Genomic DNA, 21033 nt, shown 5'->3' with positions numbered 1-21033 from the left:
CCGTCGAACGCGAAGGGGAGAGGGTTACAGAACGCGCGCACCATTGCGGGCGAACGAGTCATGATGACGGCGACGAGACACGAGGGCTGACATGACTGACGACTTCGACCGGACCGTCCTGCCCATCCGTCGCCCACCGTTCCAGGGCGTCGCCGAGAAGACACTCGGCGGGTCGACCCCGGACTGGGGCCTGATCGGCCACGCCCAGGCCCCCGAGGGGGCGCCGAACGTGCTGCTCGTGCTCATCGACGACGCCGGGTTCGGCAACCCGAGCGGCTTCGGCGGCCCGATCAGCACGCCGCACTACGACCGGATGGCCGAGCAGGGCGTGCGCTACAACCGCTTCCACGTGACGGCGATGTGCTCGCCGACCCGGGCGGCCCTGCTCACCGGTCGCAACCACCACGCCGTGGGCATGGGTGGCATCCCGGAGTTCTCCTGCGGGTTCCCGGGGTACTCGGCGATGCTGCCGCGCGATGCGGCGCCCTTCCCGAAGGTGCTGAACGAGAACGGGTACTCGACGGCGTGCGTCGGCAAGTGGCACCTGACTCCGGAGAAGGAGCAGGGCCCGGCCGGACCGTTCAACCACTGGCCCAACGCCTGGGGCTTCGACTACTACTGGGGCTTCCTGGCTCCCGAGGCCGGCCAGTACGACACCATGATCGCCGAGAACCAGAAGTTCATCGGTGTGCTGGAAGGCAAGGACGGCAAGCCGTTCTACTTCCCGGAGGCGATGACCGACCAGGCGATCGACTGGCTGCACGGTGTCCGGGGCCACGACTCCGACAAGCCCTGGATGCTCTACTACTCCACGGGTTGCAGCCACGCGCCGCACCACGTCGCGAAGGAGTGGTCGGACAAGTACAAGGGGCAGTTCGACCAGGGGTGGGACCAGCTGCGCGAGGAGACGTTCGCCCGGCAGAAGGCCATCGGGGTGGTCCCCGAGGATGCCGTGCTCACTCCGCGGGATGCGGAGATGCCGGCCTGGGACTCGTTGTCGGAGAACGCCAAGCGGCTGTTCGCGCACCAGATGGAGGTCTACGCCGGCTACTCCGAGAACGCCGACCACCACGTCGGCCGGCTGCTGGCCGCGATCGAGGAGATGGGCGAGCTCGACAACACGGTCGTCGTCTGGATCTGGGGTGACAACGGCGCGAGCCTGGAGGGCACGCCCACCGGGTCGTTCAACGAGGGGACGATGGTCAACGGCCTGCCGCTGACCGACGAGGAGCAGATGCAGCTCGCGCTCAAGTGGGGCGGGCTGGAGGCCTGGGGCACCGAGATGATGTACCCGCACTACTCGACCGCCTGGGCCTGGGCGAGCAACACTCCCTTCCAGTGGGGCAAGCAGGTCGCCTCGCACCTGGGGGGCACCCGCAACCCGCTCGTCGTCCGGTGGCCCGAGCGGATCCAGGACGCCGGCAGCATCCGGTCGCAGTTCACCCATGTCACCGACATCGGGCCGACGATCCTCGACCTGGCCGGCATCCCGCAGCCCACCCTGGTCGACGGCATCGAGCAGCAACCGATGACCGGGGTGAGCTTCGCCGACTCGTTCACCGACGCGCAGGCCCCCGAACGGCACACCCAGCAGTACTTTGAGAACTTCGGCAACCGGGCCATGTACCAGGACGGATGGTGGCTCTCGATGCGGATGCCGCGGATCCCCTGGCGGCTCGACCCCGAGATGCTCAAGGCGTTCGCGCCGGGCGTGTGGAACCCGGACGACGACCCGGTCGAGCTCTACTACCTGCCGGACGACTTCGCACAGGCGAACGACCTGGCGGCCGAGCACCCGGAGAAGGTGAAGGAGCTGCAGGCGCTGTTCTGGGAGGAGGCGGAGAAGTACCACATCAAGCCCTTGCTGTCGGGCTTCGCGCCCTTCTTCGGCATCCTGCCGCCGCTCGGGTCGAACACGACCACCACCTACTACGGCAACGTGCAGAACGTCGCGCCCGGGCTCGTGCCGCGGATCTACAACCACTCGTACACGATCAGCGCCGACCTGCACATCCCGGACGGCGGCGCCGAGGGCGTCATCGTCGCCGACGCCAACCACCTCGGCGGGTTCTCGCTGTTCGTGGAGGACGGCAAGCTCAAGCACACCTACGCCTTCCTGGGGGTGTTCGAGTACCGCCAGGAGTCGACCGGTCCGCTGCCCACCGGTGAGGTGAACGTCCAGATGCGGTTCGTGGCCGACGAGGCCAAGCCGGCCACGCCCGGCGACGTCACGCTGGTCATCAACGGCGAGCCCGTCGGTGGCGGGCGGCTGGACCACACCGTCCCGTTCGGCTTCAGCGGCTACTCGGGTCTGGACGTCGGCCAGGACAACGGCCTGGTGGTCGACCGCACGTACGCCGACAAGGCGCCGTTCGCGTTCACCGGAACAGTGAGAAAGGTGGTCTTCGACGTGGCTCCGCACGACGACGCCGACGACGAGATCGACCTGCACGCCCATTCCGGCCAGGTCGACACCGTGCGAGGTATCAATGCCTGACTTCGACGTCGTCATCGCCGCCTACCTGATCCCCGACCTGGCGCAGCAGGACTTCGACGCCCTGGTCGCCCTCGTCGAGGCCAAGGAGCTCGAGGTGGAGGGCGTGGCCCTGGTCTCGGTCGACGCGGACGGCGAGGTCACGGTCACCGAGACCGGAGACCACCTGGGCCGCAAGGGGGCGAAGCTCGGCGGCGGCGTCGGCCTCGTCGTCGGGCTGTTCTCCCCGCCGTTGCTCGCGGCGGCGGTCGTCGGTGGGGCGGCCGGTGCCCTGATCGGGAAGTTCGCCCAGCACAAGGTGGAGAGCGGGTTGGGAGACAAGCTCGGCGCAGCCCTGCCGCCCGGCTCGGCCGGCATCATCGCGATCTACGACCGGGCCAAGAGCACCACCGTGCAGACCACGCTCGTCAGCGCCGTCCGGAGCTCCGTCGCCCCGATCGACGGGGGCGGTGCCAAGAAGCTCAAGGAAGCACTGGCGCAGGCGCAGGCGGGTATGAGCGGCGGCTGAGCCGGCAGGGAAGGCAGGGGAGGCAGCGGTGGACATCAGTCAGCTGGACCTGTCGCGGTTGCAGTTCGCGACGACGACGATCTACCACTTCCTGTTCGTGCCGATCACGATCGGGCTGGCGTTCCTGGTAGCGGTGCTGCAGACGATGTGGTTCCGCTCCCAGGACCCGGCGCTGCGAAAGCTCACGCGGTTCTTCGGACGCCTGCTGGTCATCAACATCGCGATCGGCGTCGTGACCGGCATCGTGCAGGAGTTCGAGTTCGGCATGAACTGGTCGCAGTACTCCCGGTTCGTCGGGGACGTGTTCGGTGCGCCGCTCGCGATGGAGGGACTCGGCGCGTTCTTCCTGGAGTCCACGTTCCTGGGGCTGTGGCTGTTCGGCTGGGACATCCTGCCGCGCAGGGTGCACCTCGCGACGATCTGGGCGGTGGCGTTCGGGGCGGCACTGTCGGCCGGGTTCATCATGGCCGCGAACTCGTGGATGCAGCACCCCGTCGGCTACGAGATCAATGCCAGCACCGGGCGTCCGGAGCTGACGTCGATCGGTGCGCTGTTCACCAACCCGGTGTTCGTCTGGGGCTATGCCCACGTCCTGCTGGCGTCGCTGGTCACCGGCACGCTGCTCGTGCTCTCGGTGTCCGCCTGGCAGGTCCGCCGCGGGACCAGCCCCGAGGTCTTCGTCCGCTCGATGATGCTGGCGCTGGCCCTGCTGCTGCCCGTCTCGGCGGTCACGCTCGGCGTGGGCAGCCACCTCGGCGTCATCGAGACCACGTACCAGCCGATGAAGGTCGCCGCGATGGAAGGGCAGTGGGACACCTGCGCGCCCTGCTCGTTCTCGGCCGCGCAGGTGGGCGGGTGGACCAGTGACGACCAGCAGGCCACCAAGATCATCGAGATCCCGCACCTGCTGTCGATCCTGGCGACCGGTTCGTTGGACGGGCAGGTCGTGGGTCTCAACGAGCTGCAGGCCCAGTACCAGCAGAAGTACGGCCCGGGCGACTACATCCCGAACGTCTTCATCCAGTACTGGTCGATGCGGGTCATGGCCTACCTGGGCTCGGTGCTCCCGCTGCTCGGCCTGTGGGGGCTCTGGCTGTGGCGGCGGCACAAGCTGACGTCGGCCCGGCTGTTCCTGTGGGTGTCCACCTGGGCCTTCCTCGCGCCCTTCGCGATGAACACGGCCGGCTGGCTGCTGACCGAGAACGGGCGCCAGCCCTGGGTGGTGCAGGGCCTGCTGCGCACGAAGGACGGCAACTCGCCATCGGTCAGCCTGGCCGAGGTGGCGCTCAGCCTCGGCATCTTCTGGGTGCTCTACCTGGCCCTGGGCGCGGTCTGGGGCTTCCTGATGCTCCGCTTCGCGCGACGTCCGCTGGACGAGGACGCCGAGGACCCCGCGGCGCCGGACGACCCGGACTCGCTGTTCCCCCGATCGCCGGCCCTGACCTACTGAGGTGGCGGCATGAGTCTGGACGTCCTCTGGTTCATCATCATCGCGGTCTTCTGGACCGGCTTCTTCGTCCTTGAGGGCTTCGACTTCGGGGTCGGGGTCCTGCACCAGGTCGTCGGCCGCACGGACACCGAGCGCCGCGTCGCCATCAACGCGATCGGCCCGCTCTGGGACGGCAACGAGGTCTGGCTCATCGTCGGTGGCGCGGCGATCTTCGCGGCGTTCCCGTCCTGGTACGCGACCTGGTTCTCGGCCGGCTACCTCGCCCTGATGCTGGTGATCGTGGCGCTGATCCTGCGCGGGGTGTCGTTCGAGTGGCGGGCCAAGCTCGACACCGACCGCTGGCGGGGCACCTGGAGCTGGGCGCTGACCATCGGATCGCTGCTCACGCCGCTCCTGCTCGGCGTCGCGCTGGGCGATCTGCTGGCCGGGCTGCCCATCGACTCCTCGCAGGAGTTCACCGGGACCTTCTGGGACCTGCTCACCCCCTACGGGCTGTGGCTCGGGCTGACGCTGCTCGTCCTCTGTGCGAGCCACGGCGCCACGTTCCTCGGCCTGCGGACGACCGGCCCCGTCGTCGTGCGGTCGCGTGAGCTCGCCCGCCGGCTCGGCGTCCCGACCCTGGTCTGCGTCGCGGTGTACGCGGTGTGGACCGTCGCGATCTCGGACGCCGGGGCCTGGCGGATCCTCGCGGCCGCCGTTCCGGTGGTGGCCGCGGCGGCGGCCGTGGTCCTCGTCCGGGCCGAGCGCGGCGGCCAGGCCTTCGCGGCGAGCGCCCTGACGGTCGGCGGGGTGGTCGCGGCGCTGTTCGCCAACCTCTACCCCGCCGTGCTGGTCTCCTCGACGAGCGCCGCCAACACCCTCACCGTCGCCGACACCGCCGCCAGCCACTACGCCCTCACGGTGATGACCTGGGTCGCCGTCGCTGTCTTCCCGCTCGTGCTGCTCTACCAAGGCTGGTCGTACTGGGTCTTCCGCGCCCGGATCAGCGCGCCGCCGGACCCCGCGGGAGACACGGGTCAGCTGCGCCCGGCCGGACGTCGTCCGAGGGGCTGAGGCGGTGGGGGCAGCAGGGCGCGGCGGCGCCGCAGCTCACGCTCGACGTGGGCGTCCGAGGTGATCTCGACGAGCTCGCCGGCGTGCCGCAGCGTGAGCCGGGCGTCCGCGCCGTCCCGGATCGAGTACCGGACGTGCCGGTGGTCGATGTCCACGGTGAGCCGGACGTCGCGCCAGCGCAGCCGGAAGGTCAGCCGGGTGATGGACTCCGGCAGCTGCGGGTCCAGCGACAGCACGCCCTCGTCGTCCCGCAGGCCGCCGAAGCCGGCCACCAGGGCGGTCCACGCGCCGGCCAGCGAGGCCATGTGCAGGCCGTCGCGGGTGTTGTGGTGCAGGTCCCGCAGGTCGATGGCGGCGGCCTCGTACGCGTAGTCGTGGGCCAGCTCCAGGTGGCCGACCTCGGCGCACATCACCGCCTGGGTGCAGGCCGACAGCGAGGAGTCGCGCACCGTCCTGCGCTCGTAGTAGTCGACGTTGCGGGCCTTCTGGTCGTCGGTGAAGGCGTGGCCCTGGAACTGCATGGCCAGCACCAGGTCGGCCTGCTTGATCACCTGCGCCGGGTAGAGCCGCACGTAGGGCTCGTGCAGCAGCAGCGGGTAGCGGTCGGTGCTCGCGGCGAAGTCCCACTCGGCGAACGTGGTGAAGCCCTCGCACTGCTGGTGCACGCCGAGGTCCGCGTCGTAGGGCAGGGCGACGTCGTCCGCGGTGTCCCGCCAGGCGGCCGCCTCCTCGGTGTCCACGCCCAGGGCGAGCGCCTGCTCCGGGTGCCGCACGGAGGCGTCGGCCGCGCAGCGCAGGTTGTGCGCCGCCATCAGGTTGGTGAAGACGTTGTCGCGGACGATGGCCGTGTACTCGTCGGGGCCGGTGACCCCGTCGATGTGCCAGACGCCGTGCCGGTCGTGGTGGCCCAACGACATCCAGAGCCGGGCCGTCTCGACCAGCACCTCCAGCCCGCACTCGCGCTCGAGGTCGTCGGTCCCGGTGACGAGGCGGTGGCGCTCGAAGGCCGCGGCGATGTCGGCGTTGACGTGCCAGGCGGCGGTGCCGGCCGGCCAGTAGGCCGAGCACTCGTGGCCGCGGATGGTGCGCCAGGGGAACGTCGCCCCCTTGAGGCCGAGCTGCTCGGCGCGGGCGCGGGCCAGGTCGAGGGTGGACGCGCGCCAGCGCAGGGCGTCCGCCGCGGCCTCGGGCACGGTGTAGCTCAGCACCGGCAGCACGTACGCCTCGGTGTCCCAGAAGGCGTGCCCGTCGTAGCCGGGGCCGGTGAGTCCCTTGCCGGCGATGGCCCGACGCTCGGCGCGGGCGCTGGCCTGCAGGACGTGGAAGAGCCCGAACCGCACGGCCTGCTGGATGTCGGCGTCGCCCTCGACCTCGACGTCCGCGCCGTCCCAGAACTCGTCCAGGTAGGCCCGCTGCCCGTCCAGCAGGCCCTGCCAGCCGCTGTAGCGGGCGCTGGCCAGCGCGCCGGAGACCTGGTCGCGCAGCGCGGGCCGGGTGCGCAGGCTGGACCAGCCGTAGGCCAGGTACTTGACGATGCGCAGCCGCTGCCCGGGGCGCAGCCCGCAGATGATGGTGGTGCGCGCGTAGTCGGGCGCCGCGTCGGTCTCGACCTCGACCCGGCCCGGCACCTCGACCTCGTGGTCCATGCCGGCGGCCATCATCAGCTGACTGGCACGCGTGCGGTGCAGCAGCACCGCACCGCGCTCGCCCTTCTCGTGCATCACCGGCTCCAGCGGCCGGGACAGCGCCGCGGACACCCGCGGGTCCTTGGAGGTCACCGGCTGGTCCTCGTTGGAGACCAGCTCGGACTGCACCGTCACCCGGGTGAACTGGTCGAGCGCCTCGACGACGTACTCGATCGCGGCCACGCCACGCTGCTCGAAGGACACCAGCCGGGTCGAGGTGATGGCGACCTCCTTGCCCGCGGGGGAGCGCCAGCGCGCGGTGCGCAGCAGCGTCCCGGCGCGCAGGTCGAGCACCCGCTCGTGCTCCAGCAGCTCGCCGTACCGGACGTCGAACGGCTCGTCGTCGACGAGCAGCCGGATCACCTTGCCGTTGGTGACGTCCACCAGCGTCTGGCCGTCCTCCGGGTAGCCGAACCCGGCCTCGGCGTAGGGCAGCGGCCGGGTCTCGTAGAAGGACCCGAGGTAGGTACCGGGCAGCCCGGCGGGTTCGCCCTCGTCGAGGTTGCCGCGCAGCCCGATGTGGCCGTTGCTCAGGGCGAAGATGGACTCCGACTGCGCGATCAGCCCCAGGTCCAGCCGGGTCTCGCGGATGTGCCACGGCTCGACCGGGAACGCGCCCTGCTCGATCACAGCAGCTCCTCCAGGCTCTGCACGACGACGTCCGCCCCGTGGCTGCGCAGGGCGGCCGCGTGGCCGACCCGGTCGACGCCGACGACGATGCCGAAGTGCCCCGCCCGCCCGGCCTCGACGCCGGACAGTGCGTCCTCGAAGACGGCTGCGGCGTCCGGGGGCACGCCCAAGCGCTGCGCGCCGAGCAGGAACGAGTCCGGGGCCGGCTTGCCGCGCAGGTGCTGCTCGCGGATCGTCACGCCGTCGACCCGCTGCTCCACGAACCGGTCCAGCCCGGTGAGCTCGAGGACGTCCTGGGTGTTCGCGCTGGACGAGACCACCGCGATCTTCAGGCCCGCGTCGGCTGCTGCGGCGAGGTAGCGCCGGCCGTCCTCGAAGACCTGCACGCCGTCGCGGTGCAGGGTCTGCTGGAACGCGGCGTTCTTGCGGTCGCCCAGCGCGGTGACCTCGTCGTCGTCCAGCTCGATGCCCCGGCTGGCCAGGAACGTGCGGACGCCGTCGTCGCGGGGCAGCCCGTCGACGTACCGCTGGTAGTCCGCGACCGGGTCGAACGGCTGGAACGGCTCGCCGCCGCGGTCGGCGCGCTCGCGCAGGTACGCGTCGAACATCGCCGTCCACGCCTTCGTGTGCACGCTCGCCGTGTCGGTCAGCACACCGTCCAGGTCGAACAGGCAGGCCTGCACGTGGTCCGGAAGTCCGAGCACCGTTCCTCCCTGCGTCGACGGCTCCTCCACGCTACCGACGGGGGTGCTCAGCGCTGGGACGTCGCGGCCGGTGTCACGCCCTTTCGAAACGGGCCTCGCCGGGCTGGTAGCCGAGCGACCACTCCAGGCCGCCCACCTGCGAGCGCAGGAAGTCCGTGGCGACCTGTCGGGAGCCGGGGTCGGTCGAGTCCGCGTCGGGGTGCTCACCGAGCCAGCGTTCGAGGGTGAGCAGGATCGCCCCGACGTACGCCGTGGTGATCACGTCCATCGGGACTCGCGGTTCGTGGGCGGGGGCCGCGACCATCCGGGTCAGGACGGCGCCGGTGAGTCGCTCGAAGGCCGCGACGAGCTCGGTCCGGGCCACCGAGCCTCCCTCGCCGCTGATGACCAGCCGGTACAGGGCACGGTGCCGCGCCGCCTGGTCGAAGATCGTGAACACCGCGCCGCCCGTGTAGACCGGCGGCTCGGGCGCGGCAACGGCCTGGGCGCGCTCGGTGAGCTCGGCGACCAGCTGCTGGCTGACCTCGAGGAGGAGCGCCGGCTTGTCCTTGACGTGCGCGTAGAACGTGGCCCGCGCGACGTCGGCGTACTCGGTGATGTCCTCCACCGTGATCGCGTCATACGGTTTGGCCGCGACGAGGGTGATCAAGGCCTGCTGGAGGGCGGCTCGCGACTTGCGTTGTCGTCGGTCGGTCACGTCCGCAGCATACAGTTGACCTACTAATAGACAAGCAGTATGGTAATGGTCGATACGTTGGGTATTGGGGGTTAGTGGTGTCAGCTGGCTGGACGGTGCTCGCTGCCCTCCAGCTCGTGCTGGCCGGCTTCGCGCTGCTGCTCGCCGCCCAGCAGGCCAGCGTCTGGCGCTGGGAGGGCCCCCGGTCCCCGGCCCGGCTCATCGTGTTCACCGCGCTGGCCGCCGCCGCCGTGCTGGTCACGAACGACCTGGTGATCCGGGCCCTCGCCAAGCCGGTGACCCCCGACTGGCTGCTCTTCGCCCGCTCGGTGGCGCTCGCCGTGCTCGCCGTCAGCACGCTGCCACTGGCCGGCAGCATCGCCGGTCGGCCGCCACCGCGGTGGCTGACGTCGGCCATCGTCGTGGTCGCCGGGACGCGACTGGTCCTGTGGCCGGGCACGGACCTGATGTTCCGTCACCGGCTGGCGGACGGCATGCCGGACTACGGGCCGCTGATGGGCCCGACCGGATTCGTCGTCATCGCCCTCGTCTTCGGGTACCTGTGCGTCAGCTCCGGGCGCGGCCGCTCGGACCGGGAGCGGTCGGTGCTGGTCGTCGGCTTCGTCCTGTCCCTGGTGCTCGCCGTCGTCACCGTCGTGTCGGGCTCCGCGGTCGCGGCGGAGGTGCTGTCGGGCTACGTCCCGCTGCCCGCCCTGATCTCCATCGCCGCCATCCTGTGGGGGCGCCAGATGAACGCCTACCGGACCGTCCGGCGGCTGGCGGACGACCGGCAGCGCGCCAACGACGAGCTCAAGCGGCGGGCGGCCACCGACGAGCTCACCGGGCTGGCCAACCGGTCCCGCCTGCGCGAGCTGGTGAACCAGGCGATCGCGGACGGCGCCCGCCACCCGGCGACCCTCGCCGTCGCCCTGTGCGACGTCGACCGCTTTCGCGCGATCAACGACGTGCACGGTCACCCGGCGGGCGACGAGGTGCTCGAGGAGCTGGCCCGCCGACTGGTCGGCCTGGCCCGCGGCTGCGACGTCGTCGGTCGCTTCGGCGGCGACGAGTTCGTCGTGCTCTGCACCGACGCGGACGGCGAGGACAGCGTCGCGGAGCTCGGGCAGCGACTGACCGCGGCCTTCGAGCAGGCGTTCGTCACCACCCGGGTCAGCGCCGCCGTCACGGCCAGCGTCGGCATCGTGACCACGACCGCGGACGGCTGCAGCCAGGCCGACGCGGACACCATGTTCCGGGACGCCGACACCGCGATGTACGACGCGAAGGCCCGCGGCGGCGCCTTGATCGGCCAGTTCCACGACGGCCTGCGCTCGGCCGTCGTCTACCGCGCCGACCTCGAGCGCCGGCTGGTCGGGGCCGTCGAGCGGGGCGAGATCCTCACCCACTTCCAACCCATCCTGAGCCTGCCGGACCGGCGGATCGTCGGCTTCGAGGCCCTGGCCCGTTGGCAGCAGGGCAGCGCCACCCTGTCGCCGAACGAGTGGATCCCGATCGCCGAGTCGACCGGGTTGATCAACGAGATCGGCGAACACGTGCTGCGGCAGGCCGTGCAGCAGCTGCAGCGGTGGCTGGCGGACGGGCACCAGGTCACCCTCAGCGTGAACGTCTCACCCCGCCAGCTCTCCTCGCGCCGGTTCGCCGACGCTGTCCTGGGCTGCCTGGCGACGGGGGTGCCGCCGGGGCTGATCGCGCTCGAGGTCACCGAGTCGCTGGCCGTGGACGAGGCAGCCTCCGCGATCCTCGCCGGCCTCCGGGCGGAGGGCGTGCGGATCGCTCTGGACGACTTCGGCACCGGGTACAGCGCGCTGGGCGCGGTGTCGCGCCTGCCGGTCGACGTCCTGAAGGTCGACCAGTCGATCGTCCGGCGGGCCAACGACCCGCAGGGGCGGGCGCTGCTCACGTCCGTCCTGGCCATCGCCCGCTCGCTGGGGCTGACCACCGTCGCCGAGGGCGTCGAGACGCCCGAGCTGGAGGCGGCGCTGGCCGAGCTCGGGTGCGAGCTGGTCCAAGGTTTCCTCTACAGCCCAGCGGTGGACGCCGAGACCGCCGCCGCGATGCTGGTCTAGCCGGCAGCCTCCGGCTCCGCGTCAGCCGGGGCGGGGTTCGCCGGGTCGGAGGCGCTGCCGCTGTAGCGGTTCAGGGCCACGGCGACGCCCGGGAACACCATCACGGACAGCACGCCGGCGCCGACGAGCGCCGCCGCGTTCGCCGGCAGCATGTGACCGGTGCTCAGCCCGATCTCGGACAGCGCGACCAGCAGCGGCAGCGCCGTCGCGGTCAGGAACATCATCTGGAACCGTTGGGGCAGCGGCAGCAGACCGCGGTAGAGCGCCAGTGCGGGCAACCCGCGGACCAGCAGCAGCAGGACGAAGAAGACCAGCAGCCGCCACGGGTTCTCGGCGATGGAGCGCAGGTCCAGACCCATCCCGGAGGACACGAAGAAGACCGGGATGAAGAAGCCGTAGCCCACGGCGTCCAGCTTGGTCTCCAGCGAGTGCACGTCGCCGGGGGCCCACCGCTTGAGGACCACGCCGGCCAGGAATGCGCCGAGGACGACGTCCAGCCCGAAGTTGCTCGCGACCAGCAGCAGGGCGAACAGCAACGTGAGCGTGAACCGCAGGGTCGTCTGGGACGTCGCGTGCTCGCCCTCGCGCGCGATGGTGGCGAACCGCTTGCTGCGCGCCAGTCGCGGGACGTACGTGAGCGCCAGCGCCACCACGCCCATCGCCAGCAGCGACACCAGGCCGAGGACCTTGCCGTTGGCGCTGAGGAAGATCGCGATCCCCACGATCGGCAGGAACTCGCCCACCGCCCCCGCCGGGAGCACGTAGTGCCGGAACGAACCGGACAGCATGTCGTTGTCGCGCAGGATCGGCAGCAGCGTGCCGAAGGCCGTCGTGGTGAGCCCCAGCGCCACCGGCACGAAGGCGTGCACGAAGCCCAGGGCCGCCAGGACGCCGGTCACCGCCACGGCGATGACGGCCGTCACGAACCAGGCGACCACCGCTCGCCGGCCGCCGCGCTCGCGGAACAGCTCCAGCTCGAGCTCGTAGCCCGCCATCAGGAACAGGAACCCCAGCCCGATGTTGGCCAGCAACGAGATGTCCGCGCGGTCGGCCAGGTCCAGGACCTCAGGGCCGATCAGGATCCCGCCCAGGATCAGCACCACGACCTGCGGCACCTTGGCCGCGTGCAGCAGGCCGGCGACGAACGGCGCCAGGGTGGCCACCAAGGACACGACCAGGAGCGTGCGCAGACCGGTCTCGAGACTCATCGCCGTCGCCTCCTGGTGAGTTCGCTCCCGGTAGGTCACCACGGCCAGGTCACGAGCGCGTCACCCGTTGTGGGCGATGACAGGGCGGGCGCCGCGGCCGAGGGTGGGTGAGGAAGATCAACGAGAGTGAGGCCGGCATGGACGAGTACCCGCCGATCGAGGACCACGGCATGATCGGCGACCTGCAGACCGCCGCCCTGATCTCCAAGGACGGCGCGATCGACTGGTACTGCTGCCCGCGGTTCGACTCGCCCAGCGTGTTCGCGAGCCTGCTGGACAGCCGCGCCGGCGGGGTCTTCCGGATCGCGCCGAGCACGCCGGACTACACCTCGCGCCAGCTGTACTTCCCCGACACCGCCATCCTGATCACCCGGTTCATGACCGAGAACGGCGTGGGTGAGGTCGTGGACTTCATGACCGTCCGGCCGGGCCCGGAGGCGACCGACAACCACCAGCTGGTGCGGCTGGTCCGCTGCGTGCGCGGTGAGATGACCTTCACCATCGACGTGAACCCCCGGTTCGACTACGCGCGGATCGGCCACGAGACCGTCAAGACCGAGCACGGGGTGGTGTTCCGGGCCGACGGGCTCACGCTCACGCTGCACGCCGTGCGCGACCCCGACCACGAGCACCTCACGGTCTGGGAGGTCTCCGACGACGGCCGCGGGGTGCGCGGCACGGCGAGGCTGCGCGCCGGCGACGTGCGCGGCGTGGTGCTGGAGTCCGGCGCGGTCGGGCCACCGCGGGAGATCTCGGTCGCCGAGGTGGAACGGTTGGAGAGCGAGACCGAGCAGTTCTGGCGCCACTGGCTGCGGCAGTCGACGTACACCGGCCGCTGGCGCGAGGCGCTGCAACGCTCCGCGATCACGCTGAAGCTGATGACCTACGCGCCGACCGGCGGCATCATCGCCGCACCGACCGCTGGCCTGCCCGAGCAGGTCGGCGGCGAACGGAACTGGGACTACCGCTACACCTGGGTCCGGGACGGCTCGTTCTCGGTGTACGCGTTGCTGGGCATGGGCTTCACCGACGAGGCCGCGGCCTTCTGCGGGTGGCTGCGCGACCGCGTGCAGGAGAAGGTCGGCGGCGAGTCCGGCCCGCTGAACATCATGTACCGCGTCGACGGCTCGTCGGACCTGAGCGAGGAGACGCTCGACCACTGGTCCGGCTACCGCGGCTCCTACCCCGTGCGGATCGGCAACGGGGCGATGGAGCAGACCCAGATGGACATCTACGGCGAGGCCGTCGACAGCATGTACTTCGCCGACCAGCACGGCATCGAGCTCGACCACGGCGGCTGGCTGGCGCTGCGCGACATGATCGACTGGCTGACTGACCACTGGGACCGCCCGGGGGAGGGCATCTGGGAGACCCGCGGCGGCAAGCAGGACTTCACCTACGGGCGGGTGATGAGCTGGGTGGCCTTCGACCGCGCACTGCGGCTGGCCACCAGTCGCGGGCGACCGGCGCACGCCGACCGCTGGGCCAGCGCGCGCGACGCCGTCTACTACCAGGTGATGGACAAGGGCTGGAGCGCCGAACGGCGGTCGTTCGTGCAGCACTACGGCAGCGACGTCCTCGACTCCTCGCTGCTGCGGATGGCCACGGTCGGCTTCATCTCGCCGACCGACCCGCAGTGGACGTCCACGCTCGCCGCGATGGACGCCGAGCTGGTCACCGACAGCCTCGTCTACCGGTACGACCCGGCCGCCTCGCCGGACGGCCTCGCGGGCTCCGAAGGCACCTTCTCGCTGTGCACGTTCAACTACGTGGACGCCCTCGCCCGGGCCGGCCGGCTCGACGAGGCCCGGCTGACCTTCGCCAAGATGCTCACCTACTCCAACCACCTCGGCCTGTACTCGGAGGAGATCGGCGCGACCGGTGAGCAGCTCGGCAACTTCCCGCAGGCCTTCACCCACCTCGCCCTGATCGACGCCGCCATCACCCTCGACGCGGCCCTCAACCGACAGCGCCGCAACGTCCCGGGAGGTGCGCGATGACGACGTCCACGGAACCGGCCGACGTCCTCGTGGTCTTCGGGATCACCGGCGACCTCGCCCGGGTCATGACGTTCCGCTCGCTGTACCGGCTGGAGCGCCGCGGCCTGCTCGACTGCCCGGTCGTCGGGGTGGCCGTGGACGACTGGTCGCTGGACCGGCTCGTCCAGCGCGCCCGGGACTCCATCGTGGCCACCGGCGAACCGCTCGACGAGGACGTCTTCGCCCGGTTCGCCGCCCGGCTCTCCTACGTGGCCGGAGACTTCGGCGACGCCGGCACCTACCAGCGCGTCGCCACCGCGACCGGCGCCGCCCGGCGTCCCGTCTACTACCTGGAGATCCCGCCGTTCCTGTTCTCCACCGTCGTCAAGGGGCTGGCCGAGGCCGAGCTCACCACGGACGCGCGGATCGTCATCGAGAAGCCGTTCGGCCACGACCTGCAGTCCGCGCGGGCGCTCGCCGCCGAGCTGCACCAGTACGTCGAGGAGTCCCAGCTCTGCCGGGTCGACCACTACCTCGGCAAGATGGGCCTGGCCGAGATCCTGCACCTGCGGTTCGCGAACACCATGCTCGAACCGCTGTGGAACCGCCAGTACGTCGAGTCCGTCGAGATCACGATGGCCGAGAGCTTCGGCATCGACGGGCGCGGCCACTTCTACGAGCCGGTCGGCGCACTGCGCGACGTCGTGGTGAACCACCTCATGCAGGTCGTCGCGGCGGCGGCCATGGAGCCCCCGGGCGGCCGCAACCCCGACGCCCTCAAGGACGCGCAGGTCGCGCTCTTCCGCGCCGTCGCGGACGCCGACCCCGCGCACTACGTGCGCGGCCAGTACGACGGGTACAAGGACGTGGACGGCGTCGCGGCCGACTCGACCACCGAGACGTTCGTGGCGCTGCGCCTGGAGATCGAGAACTGGCGCTGGTCCGGCGTCCCCTTCTACATCCGCACGGGCAAGAAGCTGCAGGTCACCCAGACCGAGCTGCGGGTGGTCTTCAAGCAGCCGCCGCCGGTGGACTTCGGGTTCGGCTACGACGCCAGCGCGGACCGGCCGCGCGACCAGCTCGTCGTGAAGCTCGACCCGTCCACCGGGGTGCGGCTGCGCCTGGATGCCCGTCGAGCCGACGCCGACCGGGCCGAGTCCATCACCCTCGACATGGAGTTCGCTGCCGAGGGCGGCGAGGCGCCGACGCCGTACGAGGTGCTCCTGCACGCCGCGATGATCGGGGACACGTCGAAGTTCAAGCGGCAGGACCTGGTCGAGGAGAACTGGCGCATCATGCAGCCGCTCATCGACCACCCGACGGCCGTCCAGTCGTACGAACCCGGCTCGTGGGGGCCGGCGGCGGCCGACGCGCTGGTCGAGGAGACGGGCGGCTGGCACGGACCCTGGATCGTCTAGGGCCATGACCGACCGGCCACCCATCAACGTCCGCGAGACCCGGGCGATGACCGGGTTCCTGCGGGACGCGGTGGAGGCCGGCTCCGAGCAGGAGCGCGATGCCGCGCTGGACGCCGGGATCGTCGCGTGGGGCCGGGAGTTCGTCGACCTGCTGCGGTTTGCCGCAGGGGAGGCGCCGGACCCCTGGCAGCCGGTGCTGGACGCCGGGCTGACGCGGCTCCTGCGCTGGCTCGGCGGCGCCGTCCTCACCGCGCGGGCCGACGAGGACGAGCGGCGGGCCATCGTCGCGCTGGAGGTCGCCGAGCTGACCCCCGCTCTGGCCCGGCTGGCCGTCGAGGCGCTGCGCCGCTTGCCGGCCGGCCACCCGCTGCGCCGCGAGCACCTGGACGTCGCCCTGGCCCGGGCGCGCCGTCACCTGGTCGACCCGCAGACGGACGACGAGGTGGAGGGCCGCCTCCTGACGCTGGGTTCGCTGATCGACCAGGACCCCGACGGCGAGGACGTCGACGACCTGGTGGCCGAGGGCGAGCGGCTGCTGCCCCGCGGCCGGGACCCGTTCTCCCGCAGGGCGTTCCGGATGGCGGCAGGGGCCGTGTTCATGGGGCGGCTCATCGCTTCCCGGGACGCCGAGGACCGAGCGGGCGTCACCGACGCAGCGCGGCGGGTGCACGAGCTGCTCGACCCGGTCGTCGAGGGGCTCACGGAGGCCGGCGACGCGACCGCGCTGCCGTTGGCCGCGCTCGCCTACGAGCTGGACGACGACGAGGGTGCCGCGCTGGATCTCTACCTGCGGGCGCTGGACGGCGAGCACGCCGAGGCGCTGACCGAGGAGCAGCGGCTCACTGCGCTCACCGCGGTGCTGCGGACCGGCGTCCTCGTCGGCCGTCACGAGCCGGTGACGGCGTTCGCGCGCGAGACGCTCGGCCGCCTCGTCTTCCGGTACGCGACGGAACCCGATCCGCAGCGGGCTGGCGAGCAGCGCGAGGCGGTGGACGCGGCGCTGGCCAACATCGGGTCCGCCTGCGCGGCCACCGGCGACCTGGACCTGCTGCTGTGGGCGTTGGAGACCACCAGCAGTGCGCGGCTGCGGTACCGCAGGGCGATCCGGCAGGGCCGGTCCGCGGCGAGCATCCGCAAGCTCGAGGCCGCGTTGTGGAGCGCCGAACGGGGAACCGGCGGCACGGGCAGCTCGGGCGGCGGCTCGGGTGATCGTGAGCTGCGTCGCGAGGGTCGCGCGGCGCGGCAGGTCACGGCGGTGGCCAGGCTGCGTGAGGCGCACCGCCGCGAGGCGCTGCGGCACCGCCGCGAGCTGGCGGTGCCGACGGCGGATGAGGTGTCGGGACGGCTGCGCCGCGGCGAGGGGGTGGCCGTCCTGGGCGCCGGCCGTTGGGGCACCGCGGTTCTGCTCCTGGAGGGCGCCGGCCCGCCGGACGGTGAGGCGGTGGGGGGAGGCGTGCTGGACGAGCCGCTCCACGCGTGGGCGAACACCCTGGGCTCGGACGATCCCGCCGGGTGGGCCTACGCGGTCGGCCTGCCCTGGGCCTTCGACACCCTGGCCGGTGCCGACCGGCGAGCGGCCCTCGAACGAGCCCTGGCGAAGGCCGACGAGCAGGTCGGGCGGCTGCTGCTCGCCTGGTCCGGCGAGCGCGGGCTGGACCGGGTGTGGCTCGTCCCGCACGGGATCCTGGGGCTGCTGCCGTGGTGGGCGGTGCCGAGCCTGCGCGGTCTCGACGTCCGCCAGGTGGCGTGCCTGGCGATGCTGCCGTCCGCGCGGGGGGCGGCGCAGCTGCGCGGTCCGGCCGTGGTCGTGGGCAACGCCACCGGGGACCTGCCGGCGGCGTCGGCGGAGGCCGGCAGCGTGGCCGCGCGGCTGCGCGCCCGTGGCGTCCCGGTCGCGGACCTGCCCGTCGACGAGTGCACCGAGGACGGGGTGGCGGCGGCGGTGAGCGGGGCGCGGCTGCTGCACTTCTGCGGGCACGCGACGTCCGAGATGACGGACAGTGCCCGCTCGGCGCTGCACGTACGACCGGACCCGCGCTGGTCCGGGCCCAGCGTCCTCGAGGAGCTGGACCGGCTGGTGGCCGGCGCGTCCTGGCGGGGGGAGCCGGACGAGGCACGCAGCGCGGAGGTGCGGCTCGACGACGGGACCGGCCCGCCGCTGCCCGGCCTGCTCCGCGAGGAGGACGTCGGTGGCGGCGTCACGCTGCGCCACCTCGAGCACGGCCCGGCCGGGACGCTGCAGGCCGTCTACGTCGGCGACCGGCTGGTCCGGCTGGCCGAGCTCTGGTCAGCCGGCGACATGGCGGTCTCGGGCGCCCTGCGCGACGTGCGCCTGGCGGTGCTCTCGGCGTGCCAGAGCGGCGGTGGTGCGCTCAGCCTGGGCAGCGACGAGCTCGGCGGGCTGCCTGCGGCGATGCTGCTGGCCGGGGTCCGCTCGATCGTCTGCACGGCGTGGACCGTGGACGACGTGCTCGCGGCGGTGTCCGCCGACCTGCTCTGGGAGCTGCTGTGTGCGCAGCCGAGCGGACTCGTCGACCTGTACGTGCTCGTGGGTGAGGTCCGCGACCGCCTGGCGCAGCTGAGCCGGGACGATGCGGCTCGGCGGATCGGGGACCTGCGCGCCGCCGCCCCGGACGGCCGCACCCGCTTCCGCCTGGAGGCGGCCGCGGCGGGGCTGGCGCCGGGACGTCCCTTTGCGCGACCGTTCGAGTGGGCTCCGCTGTACGTGGTCGGTGAGCCCCTGGTGAGGTGGAGGCCGGCATCATGACGGAGTGGGACCAGGTGCTGCAGGCGACCGACGGCGCGGTGGCGGCCAGCGAGGACGACGAGCTGCTCGTCGTCACGTCCGCGACCGGGCCCGTGCTCGCGATCGAGCTCGCCCAGGAGTGGTTCGGCGAGGATGACGACCGCAGCGCCCTGCGCCTGGTCGTCGACGGCATCGACAGGGGGGTGCTGCGCCGCACCGCCGCCTACGCGCTGGTCGGGTCCAGCGACCGCGGCACCCTGGGGGCCGGTGACCACGCCACGCTGCCGGGGCACTCGGTCGAGTACGTGGTGCTGCGGCTGCACTGCCCCCACGAGGGCTGCCAGGTCAGCGGGTTGGCGCTGTCCTACGACCCCGACGACCCACCGACCTGCAGCGTGCACCACGTGGCGCTGCTGGTCGCCGCCTGACATGGGACTGGCCACCCTCGTCGGTCTGGACTCCGACACCCTCGGACCCCGGTTCTCGCTGGTGTCGCTGCTGCCGACGTCCGCGGGCACCCTGGTGGTGGCATTCGTCGTCGCCGCCGGCGCGCCGGGGGAGCAGCCCGGGTGGGACGAGGCGGTCCGGACGGCGCGCACCCTGGACGCCTCCGACGTGGCCCTGCTCGGGGTCGCGGTCCTGGTGGTCGCGGTGGTCCTGCACCCGCTGCAGCTCCAGCTCGTCCGGCTGCTGGAGGGCTACTGGGGCACCGGCTGGCTCGCCGCGCGGATCACGGCGCCGTTGGTCGCTCGGCAGCGCAATGCCCGTCAGGCGCTGATCGAGCGGGCCACCCTCGATCCGGCCACGACCGACCCCGCGGCCACCAGCGTCCCCGCGGACGCCGCGGTCGCCGACCAGGTCCGGCGGGCGCGCTACCCGAGCGACCCGCTGCTGCCGACCGCACTGGGCAACGCGCTGCGCGCCGCCGAGCGCAGCGCCGGACGCCGCTACGGGCTGGACGCGGTGGTGCTCTGGCCCCGCCTGTACCCGATCGTGCCGCCCGCCCAGCGGGCGGTCGTCGAGGACCGCCGCGACCAGCTCGACCTCACGGCGCGGATGTGCGCCACGTTCGCCGGGGTGGCCGTGGTGACCGCGGCGCTGCTCTGGCGCTACCCGCTCTGGTGGTTGCTGCCGTTGGGGGTCCTGGCCCTGTCGGTGCTCGCCTACCGGTCCGCCGTGGCCGCCGCGCTCTCCTACGGCGAGGCGCTGCACGTCACCTTCGACCTCTACCGCTTCGACCTGCTCGCCGCGCTGCACCTCCCGCTGCCGGCCGACAACGCGGCCGAGCGCCAGCAGAACAAGGCGCTCAGCACCTGGCTGCGCCAGGGCGGCCCGGCGCCGGAGGCCTACCGACACCTCGACTGAGCGCTACCAGCGGTCGACGTGCAGCACCTCGTCGAGCGGCTGGCGCGGCGCCTTCCTGAAGGTCTCGCCCGTGTAGTACGCCGTGGGGATCAACGCTCCCTGCCGGACGTCGTCCGGCAGGCCGAGCAGCGTGGCCACCTCGTCCTCGTACTCCAGGTGCAGCGTCGTCCAGGCCGTGCCGAGCCCGCGCGCGCGAGCCGCGAGCATGTAGCTCCAGGCGGCGGGCAGCAGCGAGCCCCACAGTCCCGCCTGGTTGCCGTCGTCCAGCCGCTTCGCGGTCAGGCACGGGATGACCAGCACCGGCGCCTCGCCCAGGTGCTCGCCGAGGTAGGCGACGCTGTCGCCGACCCGCTGCTGCACCGGGCCTCGGTCGGGGTCGTCCGCGAACAGCGCGCCGGCCGACCCGGGCGACTCCAGGTACGCCGCGACGGCCCGGCGGTAGACCTCACCGATGGCGGCGCGCCGGTCGGCGTCCGTGACCACGAGCCAGTGCCAGCCCTGCCGGTTCGAGCCGGACGGCGCCTGCAGTGCGACCTCCAGGCACTCGCGGACGAGCCCGATCGGGACGTCGCGGGTCAGGTCCAGGCGCTTGCGGACCGATCGGGTGGTGGTGAGCAGCTCGTCCGGGGTCAGGGGCAGCGTGGGCACGCTGACATCCTGCACCCGCCGCGTCCCGATTCACAGGTTGCTCGCAGGTGGGCCCAAGGAACCTGCCCGACACTGGGCGCGCAGCACCGACCCCAGGAGGAGCCCGCCATGACGGAGAGCACGCCGACGCCCACACCGGCTCCAGGCCGCAGTCGCTGGCAGCAGGTACGCGAGGCGCAGGTGCGGGTGACGTCCGTCGCCGCGGCCGTCGTCATCCTGCTCGTCGGCGGCGTCATCGGTTTCGGGATCGCGCAGGCGGGCGACGACTCCGGTCCGGCCCACCGCTTCGAGGACGGCCGAGGCCGCGGGCCCGGCATGGAGCAGCGCCAGATCCCGCAGCAGCGCCAGGGCCCTGCCCGCCGTTAGCGCACCTGCCGTGGCA

General features: G+C 72.2%; 16 protein-coding genes. 11 read left to right on the top strand and 5 right to left on the bottom strand.

What is annotated here, in order from left to right:
* Positions 1–91: 91 nt before the first annotated feature.
* The 4 genes from ABEB17_RS18205 to cydB are packed head-to-tail and all read left to right on the top strand — an operon-like array spanning position 92 to position 5505.
* The gene (locus tag ABEB17_RS18205; protein ID WP_345718169.1) at positions 92–2497 is read left to right on the top strand and encodes an arylsulfatase; all 2406 of its coding nucleotides are present in this window, start codon (positions 92–94) and stop codon (positions 2495–2497) included.
* On the top strand, positions 2490–3002 hold the full coding sequence (locus ABEB17_RS18200; RefSeq protein WP_345718168.1) for a DUF1269 domain-containing protein: 513 nt from the start codon (positions 2490–2492) through the stop codon (positions 3000–3002). Before ABEB17_RS18205 ends, ABEB17_RS18200 begins: the two co-directional genes overlap by 8 nt.
* A 28-nt stretch (positions 3003–3030) precedes the next feature.
* Positions 3031–4452: a cytochrome ubiquinol oxidase subunit I gene (locus ABEB17_RS18195; protein ID WP_345718167.1), complete on the top strand. Its 1422-nt coding sequence runs from the start codon at positions 3031–3033 to the stop codon at positions 4450–4452.
* A 9-nt stretch (positions 4453–4461) separates the two neighbouring features.
* On the top strand, positions 4462–5505 hold the full coding sequence (gene cydB, locus ABEB17_RS18190; protein WP_345718166.1) for a cytochrome d ubiquinol oxidase subunit II: 1044 nt from the start codon (positions 4462–4464) through the stop codon (positions 5503–5505).
* On the opposite strand, the gene ABEB17_RS18185 is transcribed toward cydB, so the two are convergent.
* From ABEB17_RS18185 to ABEB17_RS18175, 3 genes are all read right to left on the bottom strand, one after another.
* The gene (locus ABEB17_RS18185; protein WP_345718165.1) at positions 5469–7820 is read right to left on the bottom strand and encodes a glycoside hydrolase family 65 protein; all 2352 of its coding nucleotides are present in this window, start codon (positions 7818–7820) and stop codon (positions 5469–5471) included. The two genes, cydB and ABEB17_RS18185, sit on opposite strands and share 37 nt — an antisense overlap.
* Positions 7817–8524: a beta-phosphoglucomutase family hydrolase gene (locus tag ABEB17_RS18180; RefSeq protein ID WP_345718164.1), complete on the bottom strand. Its 708-nt coding sequence runs from the start codon at positions 8522–8524 to the stop codon at positions 7817–7819. The genes ABEB17_RS18185 and ABEB17_RS18180 overlap by 4 nt, the downstream gene beginning before the upstream one ends.
* A gap of 73 nt (positions 8525–8597) precedes the next feature.
* A complete protein-coding gene (locus ABEB17_RS18175) occupies positions 8598–9221 on the bottom strand; it encodes a TetR/AcrR family transcriptional regulator (RefSeq protein ID WP_345718163.1) in 624 nt (207 codons plus the stop codon).
* 95 nt (positions 9222–9316) lie between these two features.
* Here ABEB17_RS18175 and ABEB17_RS18170 point away from each other — a divergent pair, with 95 nt between their 5' ends.
* A complete protein-coding gene (locus ABEB17_RS18170) occupies positions 9317–11287 on the top strand; it encodes a putative bifunctional diguanylate cyclase/phosphodiesterase (RefSeq protein ID WP_345718162.1) in 1971 nt (656 codons plus the stop codon).
* Here the strand turns inward: ABEB17_RS18170 and ABEB17_RS18165 are convergent.
* Positions 11284–12495, bottom strand: coding sequence for a cation:proton antiporter (locus ABEB17_RS18165; RefSeq protein WP_345718161.1), 1212 nt, complete (start codon positions 12493–12495; stop codon positions 11284–11286). The genes ABEB17_RS18170 and ABEB17_RS18165 overlap by 4 nt on opposite strands.
* A 137-nt stretch (positions 12496–12632) precedes the next feature.
* Here ABEB17_RS18165 and ABEB17_RS18160 point away from each other — a divergent pair, with 137 nt between their 5' ends.
* Genes ABEB17_RS18160 through ABEB17_RS18140 form a run of 5 tightly spaced genes read left to right on the top strand, consistent with a single transcriptional unit; the run spans position 12633 to position 20003 of the window.
* Complete coding sequence (locus ABEB17_RS18160) at positions 12633–14495, top strand: glycoside hydrolase family 15 protein (protein WP_345718497.1); 1863 nt, start codon at positions 12633–12635, stop codon at positions 14493–14495.
* The gene (gene zwf, locus ABEB17_RS18155; protein WP_345718160.1) at positions 14492–15892 is read left to right on the top strand and encodes a glucose-6-phosphate dehydrogenase; all 1401 of its coding nucleotides are present in this window, start codon (positions 14492–14494) and stop codon (positions 15890–15892) included. Before ABEB17_RS18160 ends, zwf begins: the two co-directional genes overlap by 4 nt.
* 4 nt (positions 15893–15896) lie before the next feature.
* Positions 15897–18659: a CHAT domain-containing protein gene (locus ABEB17_RS18150; protein ID WP_345718159.1), complete on the top strand. Its 2763-nt coding sequence runs from the start codon at positions 15897–15899 to the stop codon at positions 18657–18659.
* On the top strand, positions 18656–19066 hold the full coding sequence (locus ABEB17_RS18145) for a hypothetical protein (protein ID WP_345718158.1): 411 nt from the start codon (positions 18656–18658) through the stop codon (positions 19064–19066). The genes ABEB17_RS18150 and ABEB17_RS18145 overlap by 4 nt, the downstream gene beginning before the upstream one ends.
* A 1-nt stretch (position 19067) precedes the next feature.
* Complete coding sequence (locus ABEB17_RS18140; protein ID WP_345718157.1) at positions 19068–20003, top strand: hypothetical protein; 936 nt, start codon at positions 19068–19070, stop codon at positions 20001–20003.
* Positions 20004–20006: 3 nt separating this feature from the next.
* On the opposite strand, the gene ABEB17_RS18135 is transcribed toward ABEB17_RS18140, so the two are convergent.
* Positions 20007–20651, bottom strand: coding sequence for a nitroreductase family protein (locus ABEB17_RS18135; protein ID WP_345718156.1), 645 nt, complete (start codon positions 20649–20651; stop codon positions 20007–20009).
* 108 nt (positions 20652–20759) lie between these two features.
* Between ABEB17_RS18135 and ABEB17_RS18130 the strand changes: the two genes are divergently transcribed.
* Entirely contained in the window at positions 20760–21017 is a 258-nt protein-coding gene (locus tag ABEB17_RS18130) for a hypothetical protein (RefSeq protein ID WP_345718155.1), read from the top strand.
* Positions 21018–21033: the final 16 nt, after the last annotated feature.

The sequence above is a fragment of the Angustibacter luteus genome, assembly GCF_039541115.1.
GTDB lineage: Bacteria > Actinomycetota > Actinomycetes > Actinomycetales > Angustibacteraceae > Angustibacter > Angustibacter luteus.
The sequence above is the reverse complement of the archived record's forward strand: the minus strand, read 5'-3'. Positions and strand labels throughout refer to the sequence as shown.